This is a genomic window from Pseudoglutamicibacter cumminsii (assembly GCF_016907775.1).
Lineage (GTDB): Bacteria > Actinomycetota > Actinomycetes > Actinomycetales > Micrococcaceae > Pseudoglutamicibacter > Pseudoglutamicibacter cumminsii.
Genome location: NZ_JAFBCO010000001.1, coordinates 560,749 through 582,417 on the forward strand (window position 1 = coordinate 560,749; position 21,669 = coordinate 582,417).

At 60.6% G+C, this 21,669-nt stretch carries 18 protein-coding genes; 6 read left to right on the forward strand and 12 right to left on the reverse strand.

The window, feature by feature from the left end:
* Positions 1-170: 170 nt before the first annotated feature.
* Positions 171-2,759 (reverse strand): ATP-dependent chaperone ClpB, encoded by a 2,589-nt coding sequence (clpB, locus tag JOD50_RS02580; protein WP_204880299.1) that lies wholly within the window; start codon positions 2,757-2,759, stop codon positions 171-173.
* 221 nt (positions 2,760-2,980) lie between these two features.
* Here clpB and trmB point away from each other — a divergent pair, with 221 nt between their 5' ends.
* Entirely contained in the window at positions 2,981-3,829 is an 849-nt protein-coding gene (gene trmB, locus JOD50_RS02585) for a tRNA (guanosine(46)-N7)-methyltransferase TrmB (RefSeq protein WP_204880300.1), read from the forward strand.
* An 89-nt stretch (positions 3,830-3,918) separates the two neighbouring features.
* Positions 3,919-5,949 (forward strand): BCCT family transporter, encoded by a 2,031-nt coding sequence (locus JOD50_RS02590; RefSeq protein ID WP_204880301.1) that lies wholly within the window; start codon positions 3,919-3,921, stop codon positions 5,947-5,949.
* A gap of 94 nt (positions 5,950-6,043) precedes the next feature.
* Here JOD50_RS02590 and JOD50_RS02595 read toward each other — a convergent pair whose 3' ends face one another.
* From JOD50_RS02595 to dnaK, 4 genes are all read right to left on the reverse strand, one after another.
* Positions 6,044-6,541 carry a heat shock protein transcriptional repressor HspR gene (locus JOD50_RS02595; protein WP_101630323.1) on the reverse strand — a complete coding sequence of 166 codons (498 nt, stop codon included), beginning with the start codon at positions 6,539-6,541 and terminating at the stop codon, positions 6,044-6,046.
* A 72-nt stretch (positions 6,542-6,613) separates the two neighbouring features.
* The gene (locus JOD50_RS02600) at positions 6,614-7,579 is read right to left on the reverse strand and encodes a DnaJ C-terminal domain-containing protein (protein WP_204880302.1); all 966 of its coding nucleotides are present in this window, start codon (positions 7,577-7,579) and stop codon (positions 6,614-6,616) included.
* Positions 7,580-7,701: 122 nt separating this feature from the next.
* Positions 7,702-8,328, reverse strand: coding sequence for a nucleotide exchange factor GrpE (locus tag JOD50_RS02605; RefSeq protein ID WP_204880303.1), 627 nt, complete (start codon positions 8,326-8,328; stop codon positions 7,702-7,704).
* A gap of 11 nt (positions 8,329-8,339) precedes the next feature.
* Complete coding sequence (gene dnaK, locus JOD50_RS02610) at positions 8,340-10,193, reverse strand: molecular chaperone DnaK (RefSeq protein ID WP_204880304.1); 1,854 nt, start codon at positions 10,191-10,193, stop codon at positions 8,340-8,342.
* 199 nt (positions 10,194-10,392) lie between these two features.
* Here dnaK and JOD50_RS02615 point away from each other — a divergent pair, with 199 nt between their 5' ends.
* Both JOD50_RS02615 and JOD50_RS02620 read left to right on the forward strand, forming a co-directional pair.
* Positions 10,393-10,962, forward strand: coding sequence for a low molecular weight protein-tyrosine-phosphatase (locus tag JOD50_RS02615; RefSeq protein WP_204880305.1), 570 nt, complete (start codon positions 10,393-10,395; stop codon positions 10,960-10,962).
* On the forward strand, positions 10,938-11,564 hold the full coding sequence (locus JOD50_RS02620; protein WP_204880306.1) for a nucleoside/nucleotide kinase family protein: 627 nt from the start codon (positions 10,938-10,940) through the stop codon (positions 11,562-11,564). The genes JOD50_RS02615 and JOD50_RS02620 overlap by 25 nt, the downstream gene beginning before the upstream one ends.
* Before the next feature lie 38 nt (positions 11,565-11,602).
* Here JOD50_RS02620 and cls read toward each other — a convergent pair whose 3' ends face one another.
* Positions 11,603-13,081 (reverse strand): cardiolipin synthase, encoded by a 1,479-nt coding sequence (gene cls, locus JOD50_RS02625; RefSeq protein WP_204880307.1) that lies wholly within the window; start codon positions 13,079-13,081, stop codon positions 11,603-11,605.
* 185 nt (positions 13,082-13,266) lie between these two features.
* Here cls and JOD50_RS02630 point away from each other — a divergent pair, with 185 nt between their 5' ends.
* Positions 13,267-14,307, forward strand: coding sequence for an aminotransferase class IV (locus tag JOD50_RS02630; RefSeq protein WP_204880308.1), 1,041 nt, complete (start codon positions 13,267-13,269; stop codon positions 14,305-14,307).
* Between the two features lie 30 nt (positions 14,308-14,337).
* Entirely contained in the window at positions 14,338-14,607 is a 270-nt protein-coding gene (locus tag JOD50_RS02635) for a DUF4235 domain-containing protein (RefSeq protein WP_204880309.1), read from the forward strand.
* Between the two features lie 158 nt (positions 14,608-14,765).
* Here the strand turns inward: JOD50_RS02635 and mnhG are convergent, their stop codons facing one another.
* The 6 genes from mnhG to JOD50_RS02665 are packed head-to-tail and all read right to left on the reverse strand — an operon-like array spanning position 14,766 to position 21,660.
* Positions 14,766-15,188 (reverse strand): monovalent cation/H(+) antiporter subunit G, encoded by a 423-nt coding sequence (gene mnhG / locus JOD50_RS02640; RefSeq protein WP_101630440.1) that lies wholly within the window; start codon positions 15,186-15,188, stop codon positions 14,766-14,768.
* A 5-nt stretch (positions 15,189-15,193) separates the two neighbouring features.
* Complete coding sequence (locus tag JOD50_RS02645) at positions 15,194-15,550, reverse strand: MrpF/PhaF family protein (RefSeq protein ID WP_239541501.1); 357 nt, start codon at positions 15,548-15,550, stop codon at positions 15,194-15,196.
* Positions 15,547-16,200: a Na+/H+ antiporter subunit E gene (locus tag JOD50_RS02650; protein WP_204880310.1), complete on the reverse strand. Its 654-nt coding sequence runs from the start codon at positions 16,198-16,200 to the stop codon at positions 15,547-15,549. The genes JOD50_RS02645 and JOD50_RS02650 overlap by 4 nt, the downstream gene beginning before the upstream one ends.
* On the reverse strand, positions 16,197-17,909 hold the full coding sequence (locus tag JOD50_RS02655) for a Na+/H+ antiporter subunit D (protein WP_101630309.1): 1,713 nt from the start codon (positions 17,907-17,909) through the stop codon (positions 16,197-16,199). Before JOD50_RS02655 ends, JOD50_RS02650 begins: the two co-directional genes overlap by 4 nt.
* Complete coding sequence (locus tag JOD50_RS02660) at positions 17,909-18,505, reverse strand: Na(+)/H(+) antiporter subunit C (protein ID WP_101630308.1); 597 nt, start codon at positions 18,503-18,505, stop codon at positions 17,909-17,911. The genes JOD50_RS02655 and JOD50_RS02660 overlap by 1 nt, the downstream gene beginning before the upstream one ends.
* Complete coding sequence (locus JOD50_RS02665; RefSeq protein ID WP_204880311.1) at positions 18,502-21,660, reverse strand: Na+/H+ antiporter subunit A; 3,159 nt, start codon at positions 21,658-21,660, stop codon at positions 18,502-18,504. Before JOD50_RS02665 ends, JOD50_RS02660 begins: the two co-directional genes overlap by 4 nt.
* Positions 21,661-21,669 lie beyond the last annotated feature (9 nt).

Here is a 21,669-nt window from a genome sequence, read left to right on the forward strand (position 1 = left end):
CCCCTCTTCCGCTCTTCACCTGGGGAAGTCCCGGCGGCTGAAAATCCAGCACCCGAGAGGCCCCAGTGGATGATCTACAAATGTTTCGTGAGTCCGATTCTACACGTACACCCCTGTGCACTGCGAAGCGAGACGCAGTACACAGGGGTTCCGTGCAATACAGTTACCGATCAGCGCTTGGCTTCAATCACCAAGCCATCGGCATCGTCAGCCGCACGATCCACGAGAACCGTCTCGCCATCGAGCACCTCACCCGCAAGAATCTTGCGAGCCAACTGGTCACCGATCTCACGCTGAACCAAGCGGCGCAACGGACGAGCACCATACGCAGGGTCGTAACCCGTCAACGCAAGCCACTCGCGAGCCGCCGGCGTAACATCCAGCGTCAAGCGTCGATCAGCCAACCGCTCATCCAGCTGATGCACCTGAAGGTCCACGATCTTCGAAAGATCATCAAGCGTCAGCGGATCAAACATGACGACCTCATCCAAGCGGTTCAAGAACTCCGGCTTGAAGGAAGCCTCAACCACGTCCATGACTGCCTTCTTCTGAGCCTCAGGCTCCATGGTCTGATCGACCAAGAACTGAGAACCCAGGTTCGAGGTCATCACCAAGATCACGTTACGGAAATCAACCGTGCGACCCTGGCCATCCGTCAACCGGCCATCATCAAGAACCTGCAACAAGATGTCGAAGACCTCAGGGTGAGCCTTCTCAACCTCATCCAGCAAAACAACCGAATAAGGCCTACGACGCACGGCCTCAGTCAACTGGCCGCCCTCGTCGTAACCGACGTAACCCGGAGGGGCGCCAACCAAGCGGGACACCGCGTGCTTCTCCGAATACTCCGACATGTCGATGCGCACCATCGAACGCTCATCATCGAAGAGGAAATCAGCAAGCGACTTAGCAAGCTCCGTCTTACCCACGCCAGTAGGGCCGAGGAACAAGAACGAACCCGTCGGACGGTTAGGGTCAGACAAGCCAGCGCGGCTACGACGCACCGCATCAGAGATCACCGCAACAGCCTGCTTCTGGCCGATCAAACGCTTACCAACGTTCTCCTCCATGTGCAGGAGCTTCTGCGACTCACCCTCGAGCATGCGCCCGGCAGGAATGCCAGTCCACGAAGAGATCACCTCAGCGACGTCATCGGCGGTAACCTCCTCGGAAACCATCCGATCCTGGCGATCATGCTCAGCCTTCTCCTCAGCTTTGACAAGCTTGGCCTCGAGCTGCGGGATCTCGCCGTACAGAATCCGGGAAGCCTCCCCCAGATCACCCTGACGCTGAGCCACATCAGCCTGGCTACGCAGATCATCGATCTGAGCGCGAATATCGCCGGCCTCATTGAGGGACGTCTTCTCTTCCTCCCACCGCAGAGTCAGCGCCTCAAGCTCTTCCTTCTGGTCTGCCATCTCCTCACGCAGAGCAGCCAACCGCTCAACCGAAGCCGGATCGGTCTCATCCTTGAGAGCCAGCTCCTCCATCGTCAAACGGTCAACCGAACGGCGCAGCACATCGATCTCTTCCGGTGCGGAATCGATCTCCATGCGCAGACGCGATGCCGCCTCATCTACAAGATCGATCGCCTTATCTGGAAGGCGACGGCCCGTGAGGTAGCGGTCCGAAAGCGTTGCCGCAGCAACGAGTGCCGAGTCAGCGATAGCAACCTTGTGGTGCGCCTCGTAGCGCTCCTTGAGGCCACGCAGGATCGCGATCGAGTCATCGACCGACGGCTCACCCACGAAAACCTGCTGGAAACGACGCTCCAGAGCGGCGTCCTTCTCGATGTTCTCGCGGTACTCATCCAGCGTCGTAGCACCGATCAGACGCAACTCACCGCGCGCAAGCATCGGCTTGAGCATGTTGCCCGCATCCATCGAGCCTTCAGACGCACCAGCTCCGACCATCGTGTGGATCTCATCGATGAACGTCACGATGCCGCCCTCAGCCTGCTTGATCTCCTCAAGCACAGCCTTGAGCCGCTCCTCGAACTCGCCACGGTACTTAGCGCCCGCGACCATCGCCCCGAGATCCAACGAAATGAGCTTCTTGCCGCGCAGAGACTCCGGAACATCGCCAGCAACCATGCGCAACGCGAGACCCTCAACCACAGCGGTCTTACCCACGCCCGGCTCACCAATCAGAACAGGGTTGTTCTTGGTACGGCGCGAAAGCACCTGGATCACACGACGGATTTCCTGGTCACGGCCGATCACCGGATCCAGATCGCCCTTGCGGGCCACTTCGGTGAGGTCCGTACCGTACTTCTCCAGAGCCTGGAAGCTGCCCTCCGGATCCTGGGAATCGACCTTCCGGTCCCCACGCACGCTCACCATCGCGGCCTTGAGCGCTTCGGCGGAAGCACCGTTATCCCGCAACGCGACGCCGGCCTCACCGGCATCCGCGGCCAAACCGAGCAACAGGTGCTCAGTTGAAACAAACTGATCCCCATTCGCTTGTGCCGCCTGCTGAGCCGCCGAAATAACCTGCAGCATCTGCCGCGAAGCCTGCGCCTGAGCAACCGACGTCCCCGACGCCTTCGGCAGCTTACGGATCGCTGTCGACGCCGCAACCGATACCGCATCAGGATCTGCCCCAGCCGCCTTCAAAACAGCTACGGCCACCGATTCCCGCTGATCCATGAGCGCCTTCAAAAGGTGCACCGGCTCAAGATTCGGGTTACCGGCAGTCGCGGCATTCATGTTCGCCGCGGAGAGAGCCTCCTGGCTTTTAGTCGTTAAATTCGTATCCACGCCAACCCCTTTCCTGCTCCTTCCGGAGCCCTTGGCCTTTAAACTTGAGTCTACCTAACTCAACTTCAAATCGGTAGGAATTATTCCCACGGAGGAACCACTTTCACGATGTTTCTCTGGACCCGCGGAAACATCACCGAGCCCGCCGAAACATCACGATGGCGGACGCAGCGAACGCTCGATTTCGCCGCTTACGCCTGCCGAGGCTTAGTCTTAAAGACATGAGTCCCAAACCCCAGCCACGCCCTGGCCTCGCAGAAACCGACCCAACGTACTTCCGCGCCGAACCCGTATCGTTCGTCCGCCGCGGAGAACGCATGACAAACGCGCAGCAGCGGGTATGGGACACGTTGCGTGACACGATCCTGATCGACGTCCCCCGCCACCACGCGGCCACATCGATCCACCCGGACGCAAACATCGACGTCCCCTCACACTTCCCACACCCCGAACGCCCACTCATCGTGGAAATCGGAACCGGGCTCGGCGAAGCCATCGCCCACGCGGCACACAACAATCCCGAGACCAACTTCCTTGCCGTCGAGGTCTACACGCCAGGGCTAGCCAAGCTCATGGAACGGATCGAAAAACTTGAGCTCGATAACGTGCGCGCGATCCAAGCCAACGCCCCCGAAGTCCTCGACGTAGCACTCGCCCCAGAATCCGTGAGCGAGCTCTGGATCTTCTTCTCCGACCCATGGCATAAAACCAAACACCACAAGCGCCGCCTCATCACCGACGCCTTCGCGGAACGCGCCGCCCGCGTCCTCAAACCAGGCGGAACCTGGCGCTTGGCTACCGACTGGTCCAACTACGCCGAGCAAATGCGCGACGTCATCGACAACAGTCCACACTTCGAAAACCTGCACGCCGGCGAGCGCAGCGGTGAAGAATCACCGCTGACCGCGATCCGCCGCGTCGACGCCGAAAAACACGAAGCCGACCCCGAATTCATCGACACTCGCGGTGGCTGGGCCCCACGTTTCGAAGGCCGAACCCTCACGAGCTTCGAGGCGAAAGCCCACAAGGTCGGCCGCAAGATCTTCGACCTCACGGCCCGCAAGATTTGATGACATTAACCACACATCACGCCAAGTTCGGGTAGTCTGAGAGGTTGCACATCCGCACCCAAACTGAGGAACCGTTTTACGGATTTGGCATGAGTAACAAACCCAGCCCCGAAAAGACCGACCATCCACAGCAGGGCGAGAGCCCAACGAAAACCAAGAAAGCACCGCAGAAACGAGGCAATCCCCTCACCCGCGGCCGCTCTTCACACGTAGGCCTCTACCCTCACAACATCCACCCGGGGTTGGTACCCGGAATCGGCGTTGACGAACAGCGTCACGTCTTCTCGATCGACAAGCTCGTCTTCGGCATCACTGCGGCTCTCATCGTCGCGTTCGTCACTTGGGGCGTCATGAGCCCCGAATCCGTGGGCGAAGTCTCCTCGGTAGCGTTCGGCTGGACCATGAAGAACATGGGCTGGCTGCTCAACATCACCGTGATGGTTTCGATCGGTGCGATGCTGTTCATCGCGTTCTCCCGCTATGGCCGCATCCGGCTCGGTAAAGACGGAGAGAAACCAGAGTTCAGCCGCTTCGCATGGGTTGCCATGATGTTCGGCGCCGGCATCGGCGTCGGTATCTTCTTCTTCGGTCCGTCCGAACCGCTCTACTACTTCGTTTCCCCGCCGCCACTCACCGGCGTTGAACCGGAAACGCCAGGCGCAATCCACATGGCCGTCGCCCAGTCCTCCTACCACTGGGGGCTCTCCGCGTGGGCCATGTACGCCCTCGTCGGCGGCGCGATGGCGTACTCAAGCTACCGTCGCGGCCGCGTGACCCTCATCTCGAGCGTGTTCCGTTCGATGTTCGGCAAGCAGACCGACGGATTCGCAGGACGCCTCATCGACATGTTCGCAATCATCGCGACGCTCTTCGGTACCGCAGCCTCCCTCGGCCTCGCAGCCGTCCAGCTCGGTAAGGGCGTTGAAATTGTCTCCGGCGCAAGCCGCGTCACGAACAACGGCCTCATCATCATCCTCGCCGTCCTGACCGCGGCATTCATCATCTCCGCGGTCTCCGGCGTCTCCCGAGGCATCCGTTACCTCTCCACGTCCAACATCGTGCTCACGCTCAGCCTGGTCCTGTTCGTGTTCTTCGCAGGCCCAACCCTGTTCCTGCTGAACCTGTTGCCATCCGGCGTGACCGAGTACGCCAACCAGTTCCTTTCGATGATGGGCAAGTCGCTCTCATGGGGTTCCGACGTCGTTGATTTCCAATCCGCATGGACTGCGTTCTACTTCGCATGGTGGGTCGCCTGGACCCCATTCGTTGGCGCGTTCATCGCCCGCATCTCCCGCGGCCGCACCCTGCGTGAGTTCTCGCTCGTGGTCATCGCTGTTCCTACCGCGATCCTGATCTTCGCGTTCACGATCTTCGGTGGCGCCGCAATGTGGATGAAGCGCCAGGGCATCGAAGGTATCAGCGCCGACGACTCGCCACAGACAATCCTGTTCCACCTGTTCGACAAGCTGCCGTTCGCAAGCGTCACGCCGTTCCTCATCATGGTTGCGCTCGCGATCTTCTTCGTGACCTCCGCAGACTCCGCATCCGTCATCATGGGCACGTTCTCGTCCCGCGGCAACCCGGCACCTAACAAGCTCGTCGTGATCTTCTGGGGCCTTGCGATGATGGGCATCGCTACCGTGATGCTGCTCTCCGGCGGCGAATCCTCGCTGACCGGCTTGCAGAACCTCACGATCCTCATCGCTATCCCGTTCTGCATCATCCTGCTGCTCATGATCGTCGCGTTCATCATGGACCTGCGTACCGACCCGGCGTCTATCCGTAGCGACTACGAGTCCACGATGCTCTCTAACGCCGTGGTCCGCGGTATCGAGAAGTACGGCGACGACTTCGAGCTGACCGTCCGCCATTCCGGCGACGGACGCGGCGCGGGCGCCGACTTCGATTCGACCGCCGACAAGGTCACTGACTGGTACCAGCGCCACGACGAGACCGGCGCGGAAGTCGGATACGACTACGAAACCGAAACCTGGAGCGACGGCTACGAGCCAGAAACCCCGGGGCCGATTACCGAGCCGAAGGTCGGCGAGATCGGCGCTGGCGACAAAAAGCCAGCCGCCGATGCTGAAGCCGGCAAGGACACAGCGTCTCAGGACTAAGCGCCCAGGCAAGGGTGAATAAAACGATGGTGGCCGGAGAGAGTTCTCCGGCCACCATCGTTTCTATGTACTGAAGCGTTGGACGCTGTAGCGCTTAGTCTTCGGGCGGCATGAGCTGCAGCTGAGCCCACGCGTGCATCGAACGCTGTTGTAGGCGGTCGGTGTCGCGTCCCGTTCGGGTGATCGCGACCTCGCCTGAAGCTCCGGCAGCGAAAATCCGCTGCGCCGCGATCGCCACGCCCTCGGCGCGGCCGCGCCACCGCTCAACGTCCTGCTCCAGCTCAGCAACCTGCTGAAGGAGGGCCTCAACACGCTTCTCCAAACCGATCATCCGCCGGATGCCTTCAAGCGAGACACCCTCGGAAGACAGTTCCTGGACGCGACGCAAACGGTCGATATCCTTCTGCGAATACCGGCGATGCTTACCAGCCTGCCGCTGAGGCACAACCAAACCTAAGCGATCGTATTGCCTCAACGTCTGCGGGTGCATCTGAGCGAGCTCGGCGGCAACGGAAATCACAAATACAGGCGCGTCCCATTCGCCGTCCCGCCCGGAACCACGGTCATGCTTTCTACCTGATGACGCGTTCATGTTCGCCTCCTTCCGCTACCTGAATGCCTTGCTAGTTCGCTGCGCTGTGTCTAAAGCTTCGCTGCGCTGTGTCTAAAGCTTTGCTTGGGAAGCAATGTTAGCCCGCGGATCATCGCCGGCAGTAGCCTGCGCATAATCCTGAACGGCCTTCTTCGCTTCCTCAGAAAGATCCTTCGGAACCACAATGTTGAGCACAACGTACATGTCACCCGTGCCTTTGGACGTCTTCACGCCACGGCCACGCAAACGCATACGCTTGCCCGATGGGCTACCCGCCGGAACCTTCATCCGAACGTTCTCGCCGGAGATAGTTGGAACCGAAACCGTTGCACCCAAAGCGGCCTCATTGAAGCTCACCGGCAGCTCAACCGTGATGTTGTTACCTTCACGCTTGAAGAACGGATGCTCGGTGACACGCACGGTCACCAGCAGGTCGCCGGCACCAGCAGGCCCCGGTTCACCCTTGCCTTTCGCACGGATCGTCTGACCGTCACGCACACCGGCAGGGACGCGGATCTCAATGACCTCGCCATCGCGGGTACGCAAACCGATCGTGGTGCCTTCGATGGATCCTTTGAAAGAAATCGTGGTCTCCGCTTTACGGTCAGCACCGCGCCGTGGACGTTGCTGGAAGCCACCAAAGCCTCCCCCGCCACCACCGAACAGGCCACCGAACGGATCCTCGAACCCGCCACCGCCGCCCGTGGAGTAACGGACACGCTGCCCGCCACCGCCACCGAACACATCGCCAAAGATGTCCTCGAATCCGCCGCCACCGCCACCAGCGGTAAAGCGGGCACCCGAGCCCATAGCGCGGATCGCGTCGTACTCTTTGCGCTGCTGCTCATCGCTCAGAACCGCATAGGCCTCTGAGATGTCCTTGAACTTCTTCTCCGCTTCCGGATTGTCCTTGTTCGTATCCGGGTGATACTTACGGGCTAACTTCCGGTAGGCCTTCTTAATATCGGACTCACTGGCGTCCTTGGAGACGCCCAGCGCCGCGTAAAAGTCTTTTTCGACCCAGTCTTGACTGGCCATCGTGACGCCTCCTAGCCTCACTCAAAATCTATAAAACTATGTCTAAAACCGTGGAAACAGTCGGCGGCGGGCTCAATAGACCTTCCGTCTAGACCCGCCGCCGAACTGAATCACGTCATACCTTATTCACCGGTGGAAACCATGACCTGCGCTGCCCGCAGAACACGATCACCGCGCTTGAAGCCGATCCTGAAAACCTGCCCCACGTGATCCTCCGGAACACCCTCAACAGGCTGGCGGAGCATCGCCTCGTGGATCGTCGGGTCAAACTCGACCCCGGTTTCATCGATCCGCTCGAACCCGATACCGCCCAGGGCACGCTCCAACTTGTCGGCGATCGCCGCGAACGGTCCGTCCTCCAGATCACCATGAGCACGAGCCGCATCGATATCATCCAAAACCGGAATCAAGCTCGCCACGGCCTTATTGAGGCCCTCGTCATGAGCGTTCTTCTTATCCCGCTCTACACGGCGGCGGTAGTTCGTGAACTCCGCCTGCAACCGCTGGAGGTCCTCTTTATATTCGGCCGCGAAGCCCTCCGCATCCATTTCGCCGGATGCAGAGGCCTCTTCGGCTCGTGCGGCGTCGTCGAGGATCTGCTGAGCCTGGCCCAGCGCATCGGTGTCAGCTCCGCCCTCTACGGGAGTTTCGGGGGCCTGTGGGGTTTCAGGGGCCTGCTCTTCGCGAGCCGCTTCCGCACCCGTCTCTTCAGGCTGCTGATCGCCTAGGTTCTTCTCCTCGTTCGACATATGCCACTACCTCACTTCTGGTCTTCGTCTTCGTCAACGACCTCGGCGTCTACGACGTCCTCGTCATCCGAGCCGCCAGCGTTAGCCGCGCCTTCAGCGCCAGCCTCAGACTGGGCCTGTGCGTAGAGAGCCTCGCCCAGCTTGGTCTGGGACTGCTGCAGCTTCTCGAACTTAGCCTTGACCTCGTCGTCGTTGCCCTCTGGGGTTTCAAGTTCCTTCTTGAGCGCATCGACGTCAGCCTGGACCTCGTTCTTGACGTCCTCTGGCAGCTTGTCAGCGTTGTCCTTGATGAGCTTGTCCACCGAGTAAGCAGCGGACTCTGCAGCGTTGCGGGTCTCGGCGGCCTCGCGGCGTGCCTTGTCCTCTGCAGCGTGCTCTTCAGCTTCCTTGACCATGCGGTCGATGTCCGACTGATCCAGCGAGGTGCCGCCGGTGATGGTCATGGACTGCTCGGTTCCGGTGCCCTTGTCCTTAGCGGAGACGTGCACGATGCCGTTGGCGTCGATATCGAAGGTCACCTCGATCTGCGGCAGGCCGCGTGGCGCCGGGGCGATGCCGGTGAGTTCGAAGGTGCCCAGTGGCTTGTTGTCGCGAGTGAATTCGCGCTCGCCCTGGAAGACCTGAATCGACACGGATGGCTGGTTGTCTTCCGCGGTCGTGAAGGTTTCGGAGCGCTTGGTTGGGATCGCGGTGTTGCGTTCGATGAGCTTGGTCATGACGCCACCCTTGGTCTCGATACCGAGGGAGAGCGGGGTCACGTCGATCAGCAGAACGTCCTTGCGTTCACCTGCGAGCACACCTGCCTGAAGTGCCGCACCCATCGCGACAACCTCGTCTGGGTTGACGCCCTTGTTAGGCTCCTTGCCCGCCATTTCCTTGACGAGGTCTGCAACGGCAGGCATGCGGGTCGAGCCACCCACGAGAACGACGTGGGCGATGTCGCTGACCTTGACGCCGGCTTCCGTGATGACGTCGTTGAATGGCTTGCGGGTCCGCTCAAGCAGATCCGACGTCAGGTCCTGGAACTTAGCGCGGGAGAGGTGCTCGTCCAAGTGGACCGGGCCCTCTGGGGTCACCGAGAGGTACTGCAGCGAGATGTTGGTGCTGGTTGCCGAGGACAGCTCGCGCTTCGCCTGCTCTGCGGCTTCACGCAGACGCTGGAGAGCGATCTTGTCGTTGGACAGGTCAGCACCCTTGCTCTTGGCGGACTCGAGCAGCCAGTCGACGATGCGCTGGTCCCAGTCGTCACCACCGAGGCGGTTGTCACCTGCGGTTGCGCGAACCTGAATGGTTGCGAAGCCGTCTTCATCCTTGCCAACTTCGAGCAGCGAGACGTCGAACGTACCGCCACCGAGGTCGTACACCAGAATGAGTTCGTCTTCCTGGCCCTTGTCGAGGCCGTATGCCAGTGCAGCCGCGGTTGGCTCGTTGACGATGCGGGACACCTTGAGGCCCGCGATCTCGCCAGCTTCCTTGGTTGCCTGACGCTCAGCGTCATTGAAGTATGCAGGGACCGTAATCACGGCGTCGGTGACCTTTTCACCGAGGTAATCTTCCGCATCGTGCTTGAGCTTCATCAAGATGCGTGCAGAGATTTCCTGCGCGGTGTACTTCTTGTCATCGACGTCGATGGTCCAGTCAGTGCCCATGTGGCGCTTGACGGAGAAGATGGTGCGGTCAACGTTGTTGACGGCCTGGCGCTTAGCGATGTCACCCACCAGGACCTCGCCACCCTTAGAGAACGCAACCACCGATGGGGTGGTACGCGAACCTTCAGCGTTAGCGATCACGGTTGGCTCGCCAGCTTCAAGAATGGAGAGCACCGAGTTGGTAGTACCGAGGTCAATACCTACAGAACGTGCCATATGAATTCCTCACTTTCGGCCGTTCAACGAACAGCCCTTCAGTTGCCTATTCGACTCAACGCTTGGATTCTGCGGTAGCTGACCTGCCAACCGGCCACCAAACCTGAGCCATCTGCACTCAAGTATGTAACATGAGCCGAGCCTTGTCAACTTATCCTGAGTCGAGTGCACTAAACTTTGATTTGGCTACGCTGGAGTCATGCTGGAAAACACGTCAACCACCGCCGCAGACCAGGCTTCGTACGCTGACGCAGGCCACACCACCGGCGAAGGCCAGGAACCATTCACGATCCTCTTCGTCTGCACCGGCAACATCTGCCGCTCAGCGATGGCCCACTACATGCTCCAAGACGCACTCGCCCAAGCAGGCATCACCAACGTCCGCGTCGACTCATGCGGAACATCCGACGAAGAAGCCGGCAACCCTGCCGACCCACGCACCGAACGCATCCTGAACGACCTCGGCCTCACAGCGAAAGGCCACGTGGCCCGCCAACTCAACGAGAACGACTGGGCCTCAACCGACCTGTTCCTCGCCGCAGACGTCCGCCACATCGAAACCCTCCGCGCCCTCGCCCCAACAGAGATCAACCCAGCACGCATCCGCATGGTGCGCTCCTTCGAACCCGGCGCCGCTCACCAGCCCGAAACCAACCTGCGCATGGCAGACCCCTGGTACAGCGACATGAGCGACTTCGAAACCACACGCGAGCAAATCACCGCCGCCCTCCCAGGAATCATCGAATGGGTACGCGAAGCAAGCCGGTAATCATTGCGCTCGATGGCCGCTCGGGAACCGGGAAGACTCACCTGAGTCTCGGGCTGGCCGAATGGTTGCGAGTCAGGGGCTACAAAGGCGGAAGATTCAGTGGCGCTGACCGCAACGGCAAGGGATGCAGCGTTGATGTGCTGCACCTCGACGAGCTCTACCCCGGATGGGACGGACTCCACGCGGGCCTCAAAACCTACACACAGAAGCTGTTGCCCGCGCTCGCGCGCGACGGCCACGCCACCTGGACGCCCTGGAACTGGTACACCTCACGCCCCGACGCACCCCGCACGATAGGTCCGGCGGACGTCATCATCATCGAAGGCGTCGGAGCCGGGCACCCAGACGCCCGGCCGTACCTCACAGGAACCCTCACGCTCACGCTCGACACCGCAACCCGCAAACAACGCGCCCTCACCCGCGACGGCGCAACCTACGCACCCCACTGGGACACCTGGGCCGCACAAGAAGAACAACTACCCACCGCAACCGACGGCCCCACCGACATCACCATCAGTGCTCGCTCCAGCACAGACGTCGATGACAACAGCACCGAGGTGCTCGCCCGGGCCCGCATCTGGGTCGAAGCGCTACTGCACTGAGATAACCAGCGCGCTATTGCACAGCCCTAGTCCGCGCGCTATTGCACGACCGCAGTGAGACGCGCTACGTTATCCAACCACTTCTCCATTGGCGAGCGAGACTTCCACGCTTCCTTGGTCAGCAGTTCTGAATGTTCCTTATAGGTGTCCATAATCGCGTTGAGCGAGGCCACGCATTCGCTACCCAGGGTCAGCATCGTGATCTCGTTGTTGAGGCTGAACGAACGCATATCCATGTTCGACGACCCGAAAACCCCCACCGTGTCATCCACCGTGACACACTTGGAGTGCAGAACATCCGGTGACGGGTACCGGTATATCTTGACTCCTGCCTCTAGGAGGACGTCGTAGTAGGACTGTTGCGCGTGGTTGGTGATCTTGTTGTCGCCTTCGCGGCACAAATACAGTTCGATGTCGATCCCGGACTGCGCCGCGGTCGTGAGCGAATACAGCAGCGAATCATCCGGAACCAGGTACGGCGTCGTGATCCGCACCTGCCGTCTAGCGTTATAGATGAGCGAGTTGAACATCCGCAGGTTGTTCTCCTGCGGATAACCTGGTCCCGAAGGGATCATTTGAGCGAGCGTATCGCCAGGGCGGTCGTGCTCGGAGAACTGAAGCTGATCGAAAACTTGCTGACCGGATTCGAGGTACCAGTCGGTTGCGAAAACGAGGTCCAGGTGGTCGACCATAGGGCCTTCGATGCGGGCCATCATGTCGATCCATTCGCGCCCCAGCTTGTGCGCGGAACGGCGCAGGTAGCTCGGTTCGATGAGGTTGATCGAGCCCGTCATGCCCACACGGCCGTCGATCACGAGGATCTTGCGGTGGTTGCGTAGGTCGGGGCGGCGCCAGCGCCACTTGAACGGCGCGATGGGCAGCATCCGGTACCACTCGATGCCGGCTTTCGTGAGGCGCTTTTTCATCTTCCGGTAGCCAGGCAAACGCCAGCTACCGATCTGGTCGAACAAGAACCGCACCTTGACGCCGCGAGCCGACGCCCGCTCGAGCGCTTGGAACACCGGCTCGGTGTATTCCTTGTCAACGCCCGCAATGTAGAACTCGACGTGCACGTAGTCGGTCGCCGTGTCGATGTCCTCGGCCATCGTCTTCATGATGTTCTTGTAGTCGGCATCGAAACGGAAACGGTTACCGCCGGCGAGCGGATAACCCGTCAGATTCTGGTTGAGCTCAGAAACACTCGTGACCCAGCGCGGGAAGTGACCGGGAACTTTATCGAGTGGATTCGGGCCCACCGCCTTCATGATTTCCCGGTTGACGGCTTCTTGTCGTTCACGCCGCGGCCTGTTGAGCCGGTGCGAACCGAACAGCAAGAAAATAATGAGCCCCACGTAAGGCAACAGGAAGATCGCAAGTAGCCACGCCATCGCGGTGGTGGGGCGGCGCCCGCCCGGGACAATACCGAGCATCGCGATGCGGATCAGCAAATCCAGCGTGAGTAGCGAGTACGTGAGCCATTCAGGCCAATTCGCTGGCAAGAGCCAGATATCGCCCATCCAGGTTTCCTCTCACGTCCGCTGGCAACCATCAACTCACCCGAGGTTGCAATAAAACCGATACCTGTAACTTTATCTGTCGGCGCTGTGCCGCGAGTACGCTGTGACTCAATGAACCTTTGTGACAGACCTTTGTGACGGACGTTTGTGACAGCTTGTGTGCCGGTTTAGAGCGTGGAGGGGTTATGGCTCGGCAGAATGGGCCTCGGTCGATGGTCGGCGTGTGGATTGAACGTGATGTTGCGGCGCCCAACGCGGCGGTTGCTTCCGATGCGGCGGCGGGTTGGTCTGTTCGTTGCGTTGATCCGGCGGCTGGGTGGTTGCGACTTGATGATGCGGGTGTGACGCGCGGGGACGGTGTGTTTGAGACGTTGCTGTATAGGCGTGGACGGATCCGGTCTGTGGGTGAGCACTTGGTACGGATGGAGCGTTCGGCCGAGGCGCTCGCGCTCGAGATTCCGCCGGCTGACGTGTGGGAGCGTGCGATCGCTTTGGGTCTTGAAGCGTTCTTGACGCAGGACGCAGACCGCGACGCCGACGCCGCCAACGCCGAAACCCGCAGCGAGGAAACAGTCCGCGAGGAAGCCGAGCCGGACGGCGAACCCGAGGCGTCGATCCGTTGCGTTGCCACCCGCGGCGCCCCAGGCGCAGGTGCGGCGTGTTTCGTGACTCTCTCCCCCGTTCCTGCGCGAGATCCGGACCCGAAGCCGATCAAGGTTTTGACGCTCGACCGCGGCTACGATTCCGGTGCAGCCCAGCGCGCCCCGTGGCTACTTCTCGGCGCGAAGACCCTCTCCTACGCAGTGAATGTTGCGGCGTTGACCTACGCCAAGAGCCACGGAGCGGATGACGCGATCTTCGTGACGAGCGACGGCCTCGTACTCGATGGCTTGACCGCGTCGGTGGTTGCGGCGTACCGCAGCCGCGAGGGTTCTGGTGAAGTCTCCAGCGAAGGCTCCGGGCGGATTACTCTGCGCACTCCAGGCGTTGAAACGGGCGGCCTCGCAGGCACGACGGTCGCGGCGATCGCTGAGGCCGCAAAGACTCACGGCTGGGCCGTCGAGTCTGTCCCGATGCGCCCCGCTGACCTGCTCGCAGCCGATGCTTTGTGGCTCGCGAGCTCAGTTCGGATGCTCCGGCCGGTCTCGCATGTGGACGGCACGGAGGTGTCATTGGACCCAGAATTGCATGAGGTTCTTTCCCACACTCTTGAACAAACGCTGTAGTGATGAACTAAACGCTGTAGTGTTGAACCTGTGAATGCTTTGAACAAGATTTTCGCGTCCATCTTTTCCCTCGTTGCGGGAATCGTCGGTTCCAAAGCCTTGGAGCGTGTGTGGCTCCAGGTGACTGGCGCTGATGCCCCAACGAAGAAGAACAAGGAAGCCCGCGAGGAAGCCTCCGCGACCCGCGTTGCTCTCTTCGCCGCCATCTCCGCCGGCATGATGGCTCTGATCCAGACCTCGATCGAGCAGGGCTCCAAGAAGGCCGCCAAGCGCTCCAAGAGCAACCCGGAAGAGATCTAAAACCCGGAGATATAAACACTCTGGGAGACGTTCTCAGGCCACTGCGCCAAACTCCAGTAGCGGCGACAAACTTAGTCATAACGATGCGGTGGGCACCCCACACCCGGGTGCCCACCGCATCGACGTTTAAGAGAAACAGTGCTTAGCGGAGACGCGTCCTAGTGGTGGCCGTCGACCTCGGCCTGCACAGCGGTCGGGTGGTGCAGGGCCTCGCCTCGCGGCGCCCGGTGGTCCTCGGCATCCTCGGCGGCCTTGACCACAGCTGCGAGGTCATCCTCGATCAACGTGGCCCGCTTGAGGTGCTTAGAACGGTACGCGGCACGCCCCACCATGTGAGCCGAAACCGGGTTGGTCAGAAGCATCATGATCCAGATCAACGCCAAGACCGGGATCGCTTGCCACACCGTGGTCTTGATCGCCACGGCAGCCAACAGCATCAATAGACCCAAAACCTGCGGCTTAGTTGCAGCGTGCATACGGGACAGCACGTCAGGGAACTTGAGCATACCGATCGCGGCAGACAAGCTCATGAGGCTACCACCAACCATCAACACGGCCGCAGTGATATCCCAAAACAACATCCAGTTCACGCCGAATCACCCCGCTCATCAGACTCCTGGGAAGCACCCGCACCGGTCTCAACCGCAGGCATCTGCGCCGCAGCAGCAGACGCCGTAACCCGCGCGACCGTAACCGAACCCAAGAAACCAATCACTGATGCCAAAAAGACCACCGGCAACGGCGAAAAATCACCCGAGACCGCCATCCAAACCAGCAAGCCGCTCGAGATAATCACCAACAAAACATCCGAGGCAATAATCCGGTCCAGAAGCGAAGGTCCGCGCACAATCCGCACCGCAGTCAGCAAGGCCGCCAACCCCAAAATGACCCCGGCCGCCATCGCAGCCCAACCGAACCATCCGTGCTCAAGCCACCACATCATCGAGCGCTACCTCCCTCACCGTGCTGAGCCTCAACGGCGACCTCAACCGAATGCCAGCCATCAGCCTCACGACGAGCAGCAACCAACTCACGTGCCACCCGTAGCTCCTCTTTACGCAGCAGATCCAGCTCCTCACGGGAACCCATCACGTAAATCAGGCGCCGCTCAATCTCCAAAACATCCGCACGGAACCGGTTCGCATCATCCGTGTTCCGGATCCCCAAAACATGCAGATACAGAGTCCCGTGACGGCGGTCCACATCCACCACCAACGAACCAGGAATCAGCGACGCCACGTGGCCCACCGCCGTCATCAGCAAGTCATCACGGGTACGCAACGGAACCTCAACCACCGCGTTCGTGACATCCTTACCTTGCTTCCACGAAACCCACGTGACCTGAAGCGAACCAGACACAATCTGGCCCACAAACCAGCCCATGAACGCGAGCCCACGGAACGGCGAGAACCGCCCCGAAATCACCACAGGCGGCAGCCGGAAAACACGCAGAATGATCAACGAAAGCGCCAAACCGAACAGGATGTTCGACAGCGCAAACGACTGCCACAGGATGCACCACACCACCACAAGCCACACCAGGAGCGGCAGCTCAACCAGCAGGCGGCGCATCGATCTCTTGAAACGGCTCACTTCTGTGCACCCCCTTCACCGGACGGATCTTCCAAGGTGCGGCGCTTGCCATCCACTGGACCGCCCCGCTCCGGAACAGCACGGTTCGACGCCTCATACACGGCCACCCGGTATTCCTCGCCCTTGACCATCGCTGCGGCGGCTCGATCCGTAAGTTTGAGCAACGGGCCGGCGAAAATCGTCAAAGCCAACGATGCACACACCAGGGCCGCAGTGGAGCCCACCATGATCCCCGGCAGGACCTTCACATTGCCGTGGTCGGAGTAACGCGAATCCGGGAACTGGGCTACCGCCTCATACGTGCGGACGCGGCGGACCTTCTCATTCATCGCCTCAAGCAACATCGGATCAGCGCCTTCAGCGTCCTCAGCACGGCGCCAGAACGCACGGTTCCACACGCGAGCCACCGCAACCAGCGTCAACAAGCTCGTCAGCAGCGACGCCGCGATGTTGACCCACGCCATCGCCGAACCCTGCTCAACACCGCCGATCACCAAACCGACCTTGCCGATGAAACCCGAAAACGGTGGGATACCGGCCAGATTCATAGCTGGGATGAAGTACAGCACCGCCAAGAACGGAGCGAGCTTTGCGAGCGAACCCAGCCGCTCGATGTTCGAGGAACCGCCGCGGCGCTCAATCAAGCCCACGACCATGAACAACGAGGTCTGAACCAAAATATGGTGCGCAACGTAGTAGACCGCTGCGGCATAACCGGTCTGCGTACCCAACGCGATACCGAAAACCATGTAGCCGATGTGGCTCGTCAGCGTAAACGACAACATACGTTTGATCTCGGTCTGAACCAACGCACCCAAAATACCGATGATCATCGTCAGAACCGCGACCCACATCAGAAGATCCGAAAGGTCGTTGTCCCTGAAGAGCAAAGTCTCGGTACGGACAATCGCGTAAACACCCACCTTGGTGAGCAGCCCCGCGAACACCGCCGTAACCGGAGCCGGCGCAGTTGGGTACGAGTCCGGAAGCCAGAAGCTCAACGGGAACACCGCCGCCTTGACTCCGAACGCAATCAAAACCATCAGGTGCAGTAGCGTCTGCGTCGTCGGGCCAAGCTGCGCGATCTTGTCCGAAACATCCGCCATCGAAACCGTGCCCGTCGCCGCGTAAATCACGCCGATCGAAATCAAGAACAGCATCGACGAGAGAACCGAAACAACCACATAGGTTGTGCCGGCGCGCACACGCTCAGCCGAACCACCCAACGTAATCAACACATACGATGCGGTCAGGAAAATCTCGAAACCCACGTACAGGTTGAACAAGTCACCCGCGATAAACGCGTTCGAAACACCCGCAACCAAGAACATGTACGTCGGGTAGAACACGGAAATCGGGCCATCACCCTTCTGGTCCGTATAGCCCTGCCCCGTCGCGTAAATCAGCACCGCAAGCGAGACCACATTCGAGACCACGAGCATCAACGCCGCGAACTCGTCCACGACCAACGTGATGCCGAACGGCGGAGCCCACCCGCCCATCGTCACCGCGGCCGCACCCAGCGAGTACGCCCGCAACAACAACGCGAAACCGATCAGCAGCGAAAACGACAAAGTCGTGATCGAAACAATCCGTTGAGCACGCGGCGAACGCTGGAACACGAACGCCAAAGCAGCACCCAGAATCGGCAGGATGACCACCAGCGGAGTCAGCGACACAATATCGAAAGGCAACGCATCCCAGTTCATCAGCGGCCACCCTTCTCTTGCTCTTCACGCTCTTCGCGCTCAGCTTCCCGCGCCATCTCCGTCATGTATTCATCAACAACCCGGCGGGCCTCAGCGCGCGTCCGGGCGGCCTGAGCCGGAGTCAGGTTGTCAGGGTCCTCGCCCAAGCCGCCATCGTCATCCGAATCGACCTCATCCTGGGTAGCGAACTCGGAGTCTTCGACAGGCATCTCGCCGTCTTCCTCAGGGTCGTGCACAATGCCTTCCTGCGAAACACGCACGTCTTCGGCGTCCGTCTGAATCTCATCCGCACGCGAAAGCCACCACGAACGGTAAATCATGCCGAGCAAGAACGCCGTGACCGCAAACGAAATCACGATTGCCGTGAGGATCATCGCCTGCGGAAGCGGGTCCGAATACTCTTGCGGATCCACTTTCGCACCCACAAGCGGCGCTAAGCCTCCAGGCCCACCAGTCGTCAGGATCAAAACGTTCACACCGTTACCCAACAACAGGATGCCCAGCAAGACCCTCGTCAAAGTGCGTTCAAGCATCAAGTAGATGCCCGCGGAGACCAACACCGCGACCATCAACAACATCGTTACATCGATCGTCATCGGGTCACCTCCGAACCTGCGCCAGCTCCTGCATCTGTTGCACCACCTGGCCCATCAGAGCTGTCACCCGTGCTGCCGCCACGCGAGAAGTTCTGTCCGCGCACAGCCTTACCGGCATAGCCCACCAACGCTTGTTGCGCTTCACGCACGTGCTGGTTCTCCGCGTCAAGGCGCACATCGAGCTCCGAACCCAGCGATTCCAGCACATCCAAAACCAAGCCGACCACGATGAGGTACACGCCAATGTCGAAGATCGTCGAGGTCACAAAGTGGTGTTCACCGAAGAACGTGAAGTCGATGACGGCGGTCTGGAAAACCTGCCCGCCCAAAAACAACGGGAAAATGCCTGCGGCAGCCGCAATCGTGAGTCCCGTTCCCAAGAGCGCACCAGGGCCGACCCGGATCGCCTCGGCCAGCTCAACGCGCCCACCTGCGAGGTACCGCAGCACGAGGGCAAGACCCGCGAGCAAGCCGCCCGCGAAACCGCCGCCCGGTGCGTTGTGGCCCGCGAACAAAAGGTAGATCGAGAACAAAATGAACGAGTGGAAGATCAGCCGCGTGATGACCTCGATGATGATCGAACGACGCTCCGGAGCGAGCGTTCGGCCAGCCACGAGCCACGCCGAAGAAGAATCTGAGCGCTCTTCGTTCAGGAACACGCTCGCCACGCGCTGACGCACCGCCGAGGCATACACGGTTCCGATCGATCCCGGGGCGACGTTGCCGGCGCGGGCCCGCTCGGCACCACGGGTCACCACGAAGATGAGCGAGGCCACGCCAGTCGCGGCGATCGCGAGAACCGTGATCTCGCCGAACGTATCCCACGCACGAATATCCACAAGTGTCACGTTCACGATGTTGTGCCCGTGGCCGCCTTCAACAGCCAGTTGCGGGTACTTGAGCGAGATCGGATCTGCGGTGCGTGCCGCCATCGCAAGGCCAGCCGCAACCGCCGCGAATACACCGAAACCGATCGCGACAGCGAGCTGAACACTGCGTCGCTTGCGTGGGCGGGCCTGCCATACCGAAGCCGGCAGGACACGCAACGCCAGCAGGAACGCGATCAGCACGATCACTTCGACCAGCAGCTGGGTCACTGCGAGGTCTGGCGCACCGTGGAACGCGAACAACGCGACCATGCCCGAGCCCGTCAGCGAGACCATCAGAACGCCCATGAAGCGACGCCGAGCGCGCATCGCAGCTACCGCCCCGACCGCCATCACTACAAGAATCAGAACGTTGACGAGCTTGGTCGTGAACACGAGGTTCGTGGTCTGCTCACCACGGTCGAATGAAACGCCTCCGCCTGCGAAAACCCCGATGGCCGGAACCAGGAGTGCGGTCAGGAGGATCACCGCGATGTAGTAAGACAACTGACCACGCTGCATCGCTGACGTGACGCGGTGCGCGGTCCAGTCGATTCCGGTCATGATGTAGCGGTAGGTGCGTTCACCGTCGATCAGCGCTGGAACACGCGCTTGTAGCTGAGCGATAGGTTCCCGCGCGAAGAACATGAGGAGGCCGAGCGCAACGATCCCTGCCGTGATCGCGAGTTCGATGGTGAATCCGTGCCACACGGCAAGCGGTTCCGTGTGTGGCTCCAAGTGCGGGAAGACGTTGGCAGCTGGGCTCAACAGCGCATCCGCTGGGCCTGGAATGAAGCCGAGGATGATGGTCCCGAGCGTCAGAACAGCGATGGGGAGAGCAAGGGTTGGTTGTGTCCAGCTGATCTTGGTGGGCTCGACGCCTGGTTTGGTTGCGAAGGAGCCCCAGATGAAGCGGGTCGCGTAGGCGAATGTAAGCACGGCGCCGAGCGCGAAGATCGCGGTCACGAAAATGTTGGCGCTCGTTGGCGCGTCGAGCAGTGCTGCGAGCGCGGTTTCTTTAGCGATGAAGCCGAAGGTGATGGGAAGGCCCGCCATCGAGGCCGCAGAAATAACCGAGCACACGAACAATGCTGGGCGTGCTTTCCACAGGCCGGAGAGGTTGCGCAGATCGCGGGTACCGGTTCCGTGGTCGATCGCGCCCACGACCAGGAACAGCGCGGATTTGAACAGGCCGTGGCCGAGCATGAGCGCGAGCCCGCCGAGCATCGCCGCTGGAGTTCCGATGCCGAGGACCGCGATGATGAGGCCGAGCTGCGACACGGTTCCGTAAGCGAGGACGAGCTTGATGTCGGTTTGGCGCAGAGCACGCCAGCCGCCCAGCAACAGGGTGTAGAGGCCGAATCCGACGGTCAGTAGCGTCCAGCCAGGGATGCCCGAGAACCCTGGCGCCAAACGCGCGACGATGTAGACGCCCGCTTTGACCATCGCCGCCGCGTGGAGATAAGCCGAGACCGGGGTTGGTGCGGCCATCGCGCCGGGAAGCCAGAAGTGGAACGGGAACAGCGCAGACTTGGAAATCGCGCCCACCAGGATGAGGATGATCGCGGCTGTGACCACGGGATTCTCCGGGGTGAGCGCGTCGGTCATCATGAGGATCTCGGATAGCCGGAACGTTCCGGCGGTGACTCCAAGCATCACGAGCCCACCGAACAACGCAAGACCACCAGCGGTGGTGACGATCAGCGCGGTGAGTGCTGAACGGCGGGCGGAGAGACGCGAGCGGGCGTAACCGATCAGCAGGTAGGAGAGGATGGTGGTCATCTCCCAGAAAATGAAGAGGGAGATCAAGTCATCTGACGTCACAAGGCCGAACATTGCGGCCGCGAACGCCGTCAGTTGCGCTGCGAACGGCCCGATCGAGGCGTCTTCAGATTTGAAGTAGCGGGCGCAGTACAGCAACACGAGCGCGCCCACTCCGAGGATCAAAAAGCTTAGAGCAGCAGCCAGCGGATCCAAGCGGAAAGCGAATTCCACATCGAACGTTGGAATCCACGTATATTCCTCTTGCGGAATAAGATCTTGGCCGACCGTTCCCGGGGCAATTTCCCCTAAGTTTCTGGGCATCCCCTGCAGGACCACACTGGTCAGCCACACGAAACTCGCGGCCGGGACCAGCGCCAAAACATAGAACGCGTTCCTACCAATCCAGCGCACCAAAAGCGGGGCCAAAAATGCCGCGACGAACAGTGCAAACAGGACTGGGAGCACGGTTTCACCTAACGTCTCGATGTACGGGACAAACTGGGACCGCCCATCCAAACAGTCCACAATCTCTTT

What these genes read in the sequence shown, in the direction of transcription:
- dnaK (WP_204880304.1), bottom strand. Translation starts at nt 10,193, where the DNA reads ATGGCACGTTCTGTAGGTATTGACCTCGGTACTACCAACTCGGTGCTC.
- trmB (WP_204880300.1), top strand. Translation starts at nt 2,981, where the DNA reads ATGAGTCCCAAACCCCAGCCACGCCCTGGCCTCGCAGAAACCGACCCA.
- cls (WP_204880307.1), bottom strand. Translation starts at nt 13,081, where the DNA reads ATGGGCGATATCTGGCTCTTGCCAGCGAATTGGCCTGAATGGCTCACG.
- mnhG (WP_101630440.1), bottom strand. Translation starts at nt 15,188, where the DNA reads ATGTTGTTTTGGGATATCACTGCGGCCGTGTTGATGGTTGGTGGTAGC.
- JOD50_RS02595 (WP_101630323.1), bottom strand. Translation starts at nt 6,541, where the DNA reads ATGAACGCGTCATCAGGTAGAAAGCATGACCGTGGTTCCGGGCGGGAC.
- JOD50_RS02660 (WP_101630308.1), bottom strand. Translation starts at nt 18,505, where the DNA reads ATGACGATCGATGTAACGATGTTGTTGATGGTCGCGGTGTTGGTCTCC.
- JOD50_RS02605 (WP_204880303.1), bottom strand. Translation starts at nt 8,328, where the DNA reads ATGTCGAACGAGGAGAAGAACCTAGGCGATCAGCAGCCTGAAGAGACG.
- JOD50_RS02615 (WP_204880305.1), top strand. Translation starts at nt 10,393, where the DNA reads ATGCTGGAAAACACGTCAACCACCGCCGCAGACCAGGCTTCGTACGCT.
- JOD50_RS02655 (WP_101630309.1), bottom strand. Translation starts at nt 17,909, where the DNA reads ATGAACTGGGATGCGTTGCCTTTCGATATTGTGTCGCTGACTCCGCTG.
- JOD50_RS02645 (WP_239541501.1), bottom strand. Translation starts at nt 15,550, where the DNA reads ATGATGTGGTGGCTTGAGCACGGATGGTTCGGTTGGGCTGCGATGGCG.
- JOD50_RS02600 (WP_204880302.1), bottom strand. Translation starts at nt 7,579, where the DNA reads ATGGCCAGTCAAGACTGGGTCGAAAAAGACTTTTACGCGGCGCTGGGC.
- JOD50_RS02620 (WP_204880306.1), top strand. Translation starts at nt 10,938, where the DNA reads ATGGGTACGCGAAGCAAGCCGGTAATCATTGCGCTCGATGGCCGCTCG.
- JOD50_RS02630 (WP_204880308.1), top strand. Translation starts at nt 13,267, where the DNA reads ATGGCTCGGCAGAATGGGCCTCGGTCGATGGTCGGCGTGTGGATTGAA.
- JOD50_RS02590 (WP_204880301.1), top strand. Translation starts at nt 3,919, where the DNA reads ATGAGTAACAAACCCAGCCCCGAAAAGACCGACCATCCACAGCAGGGC.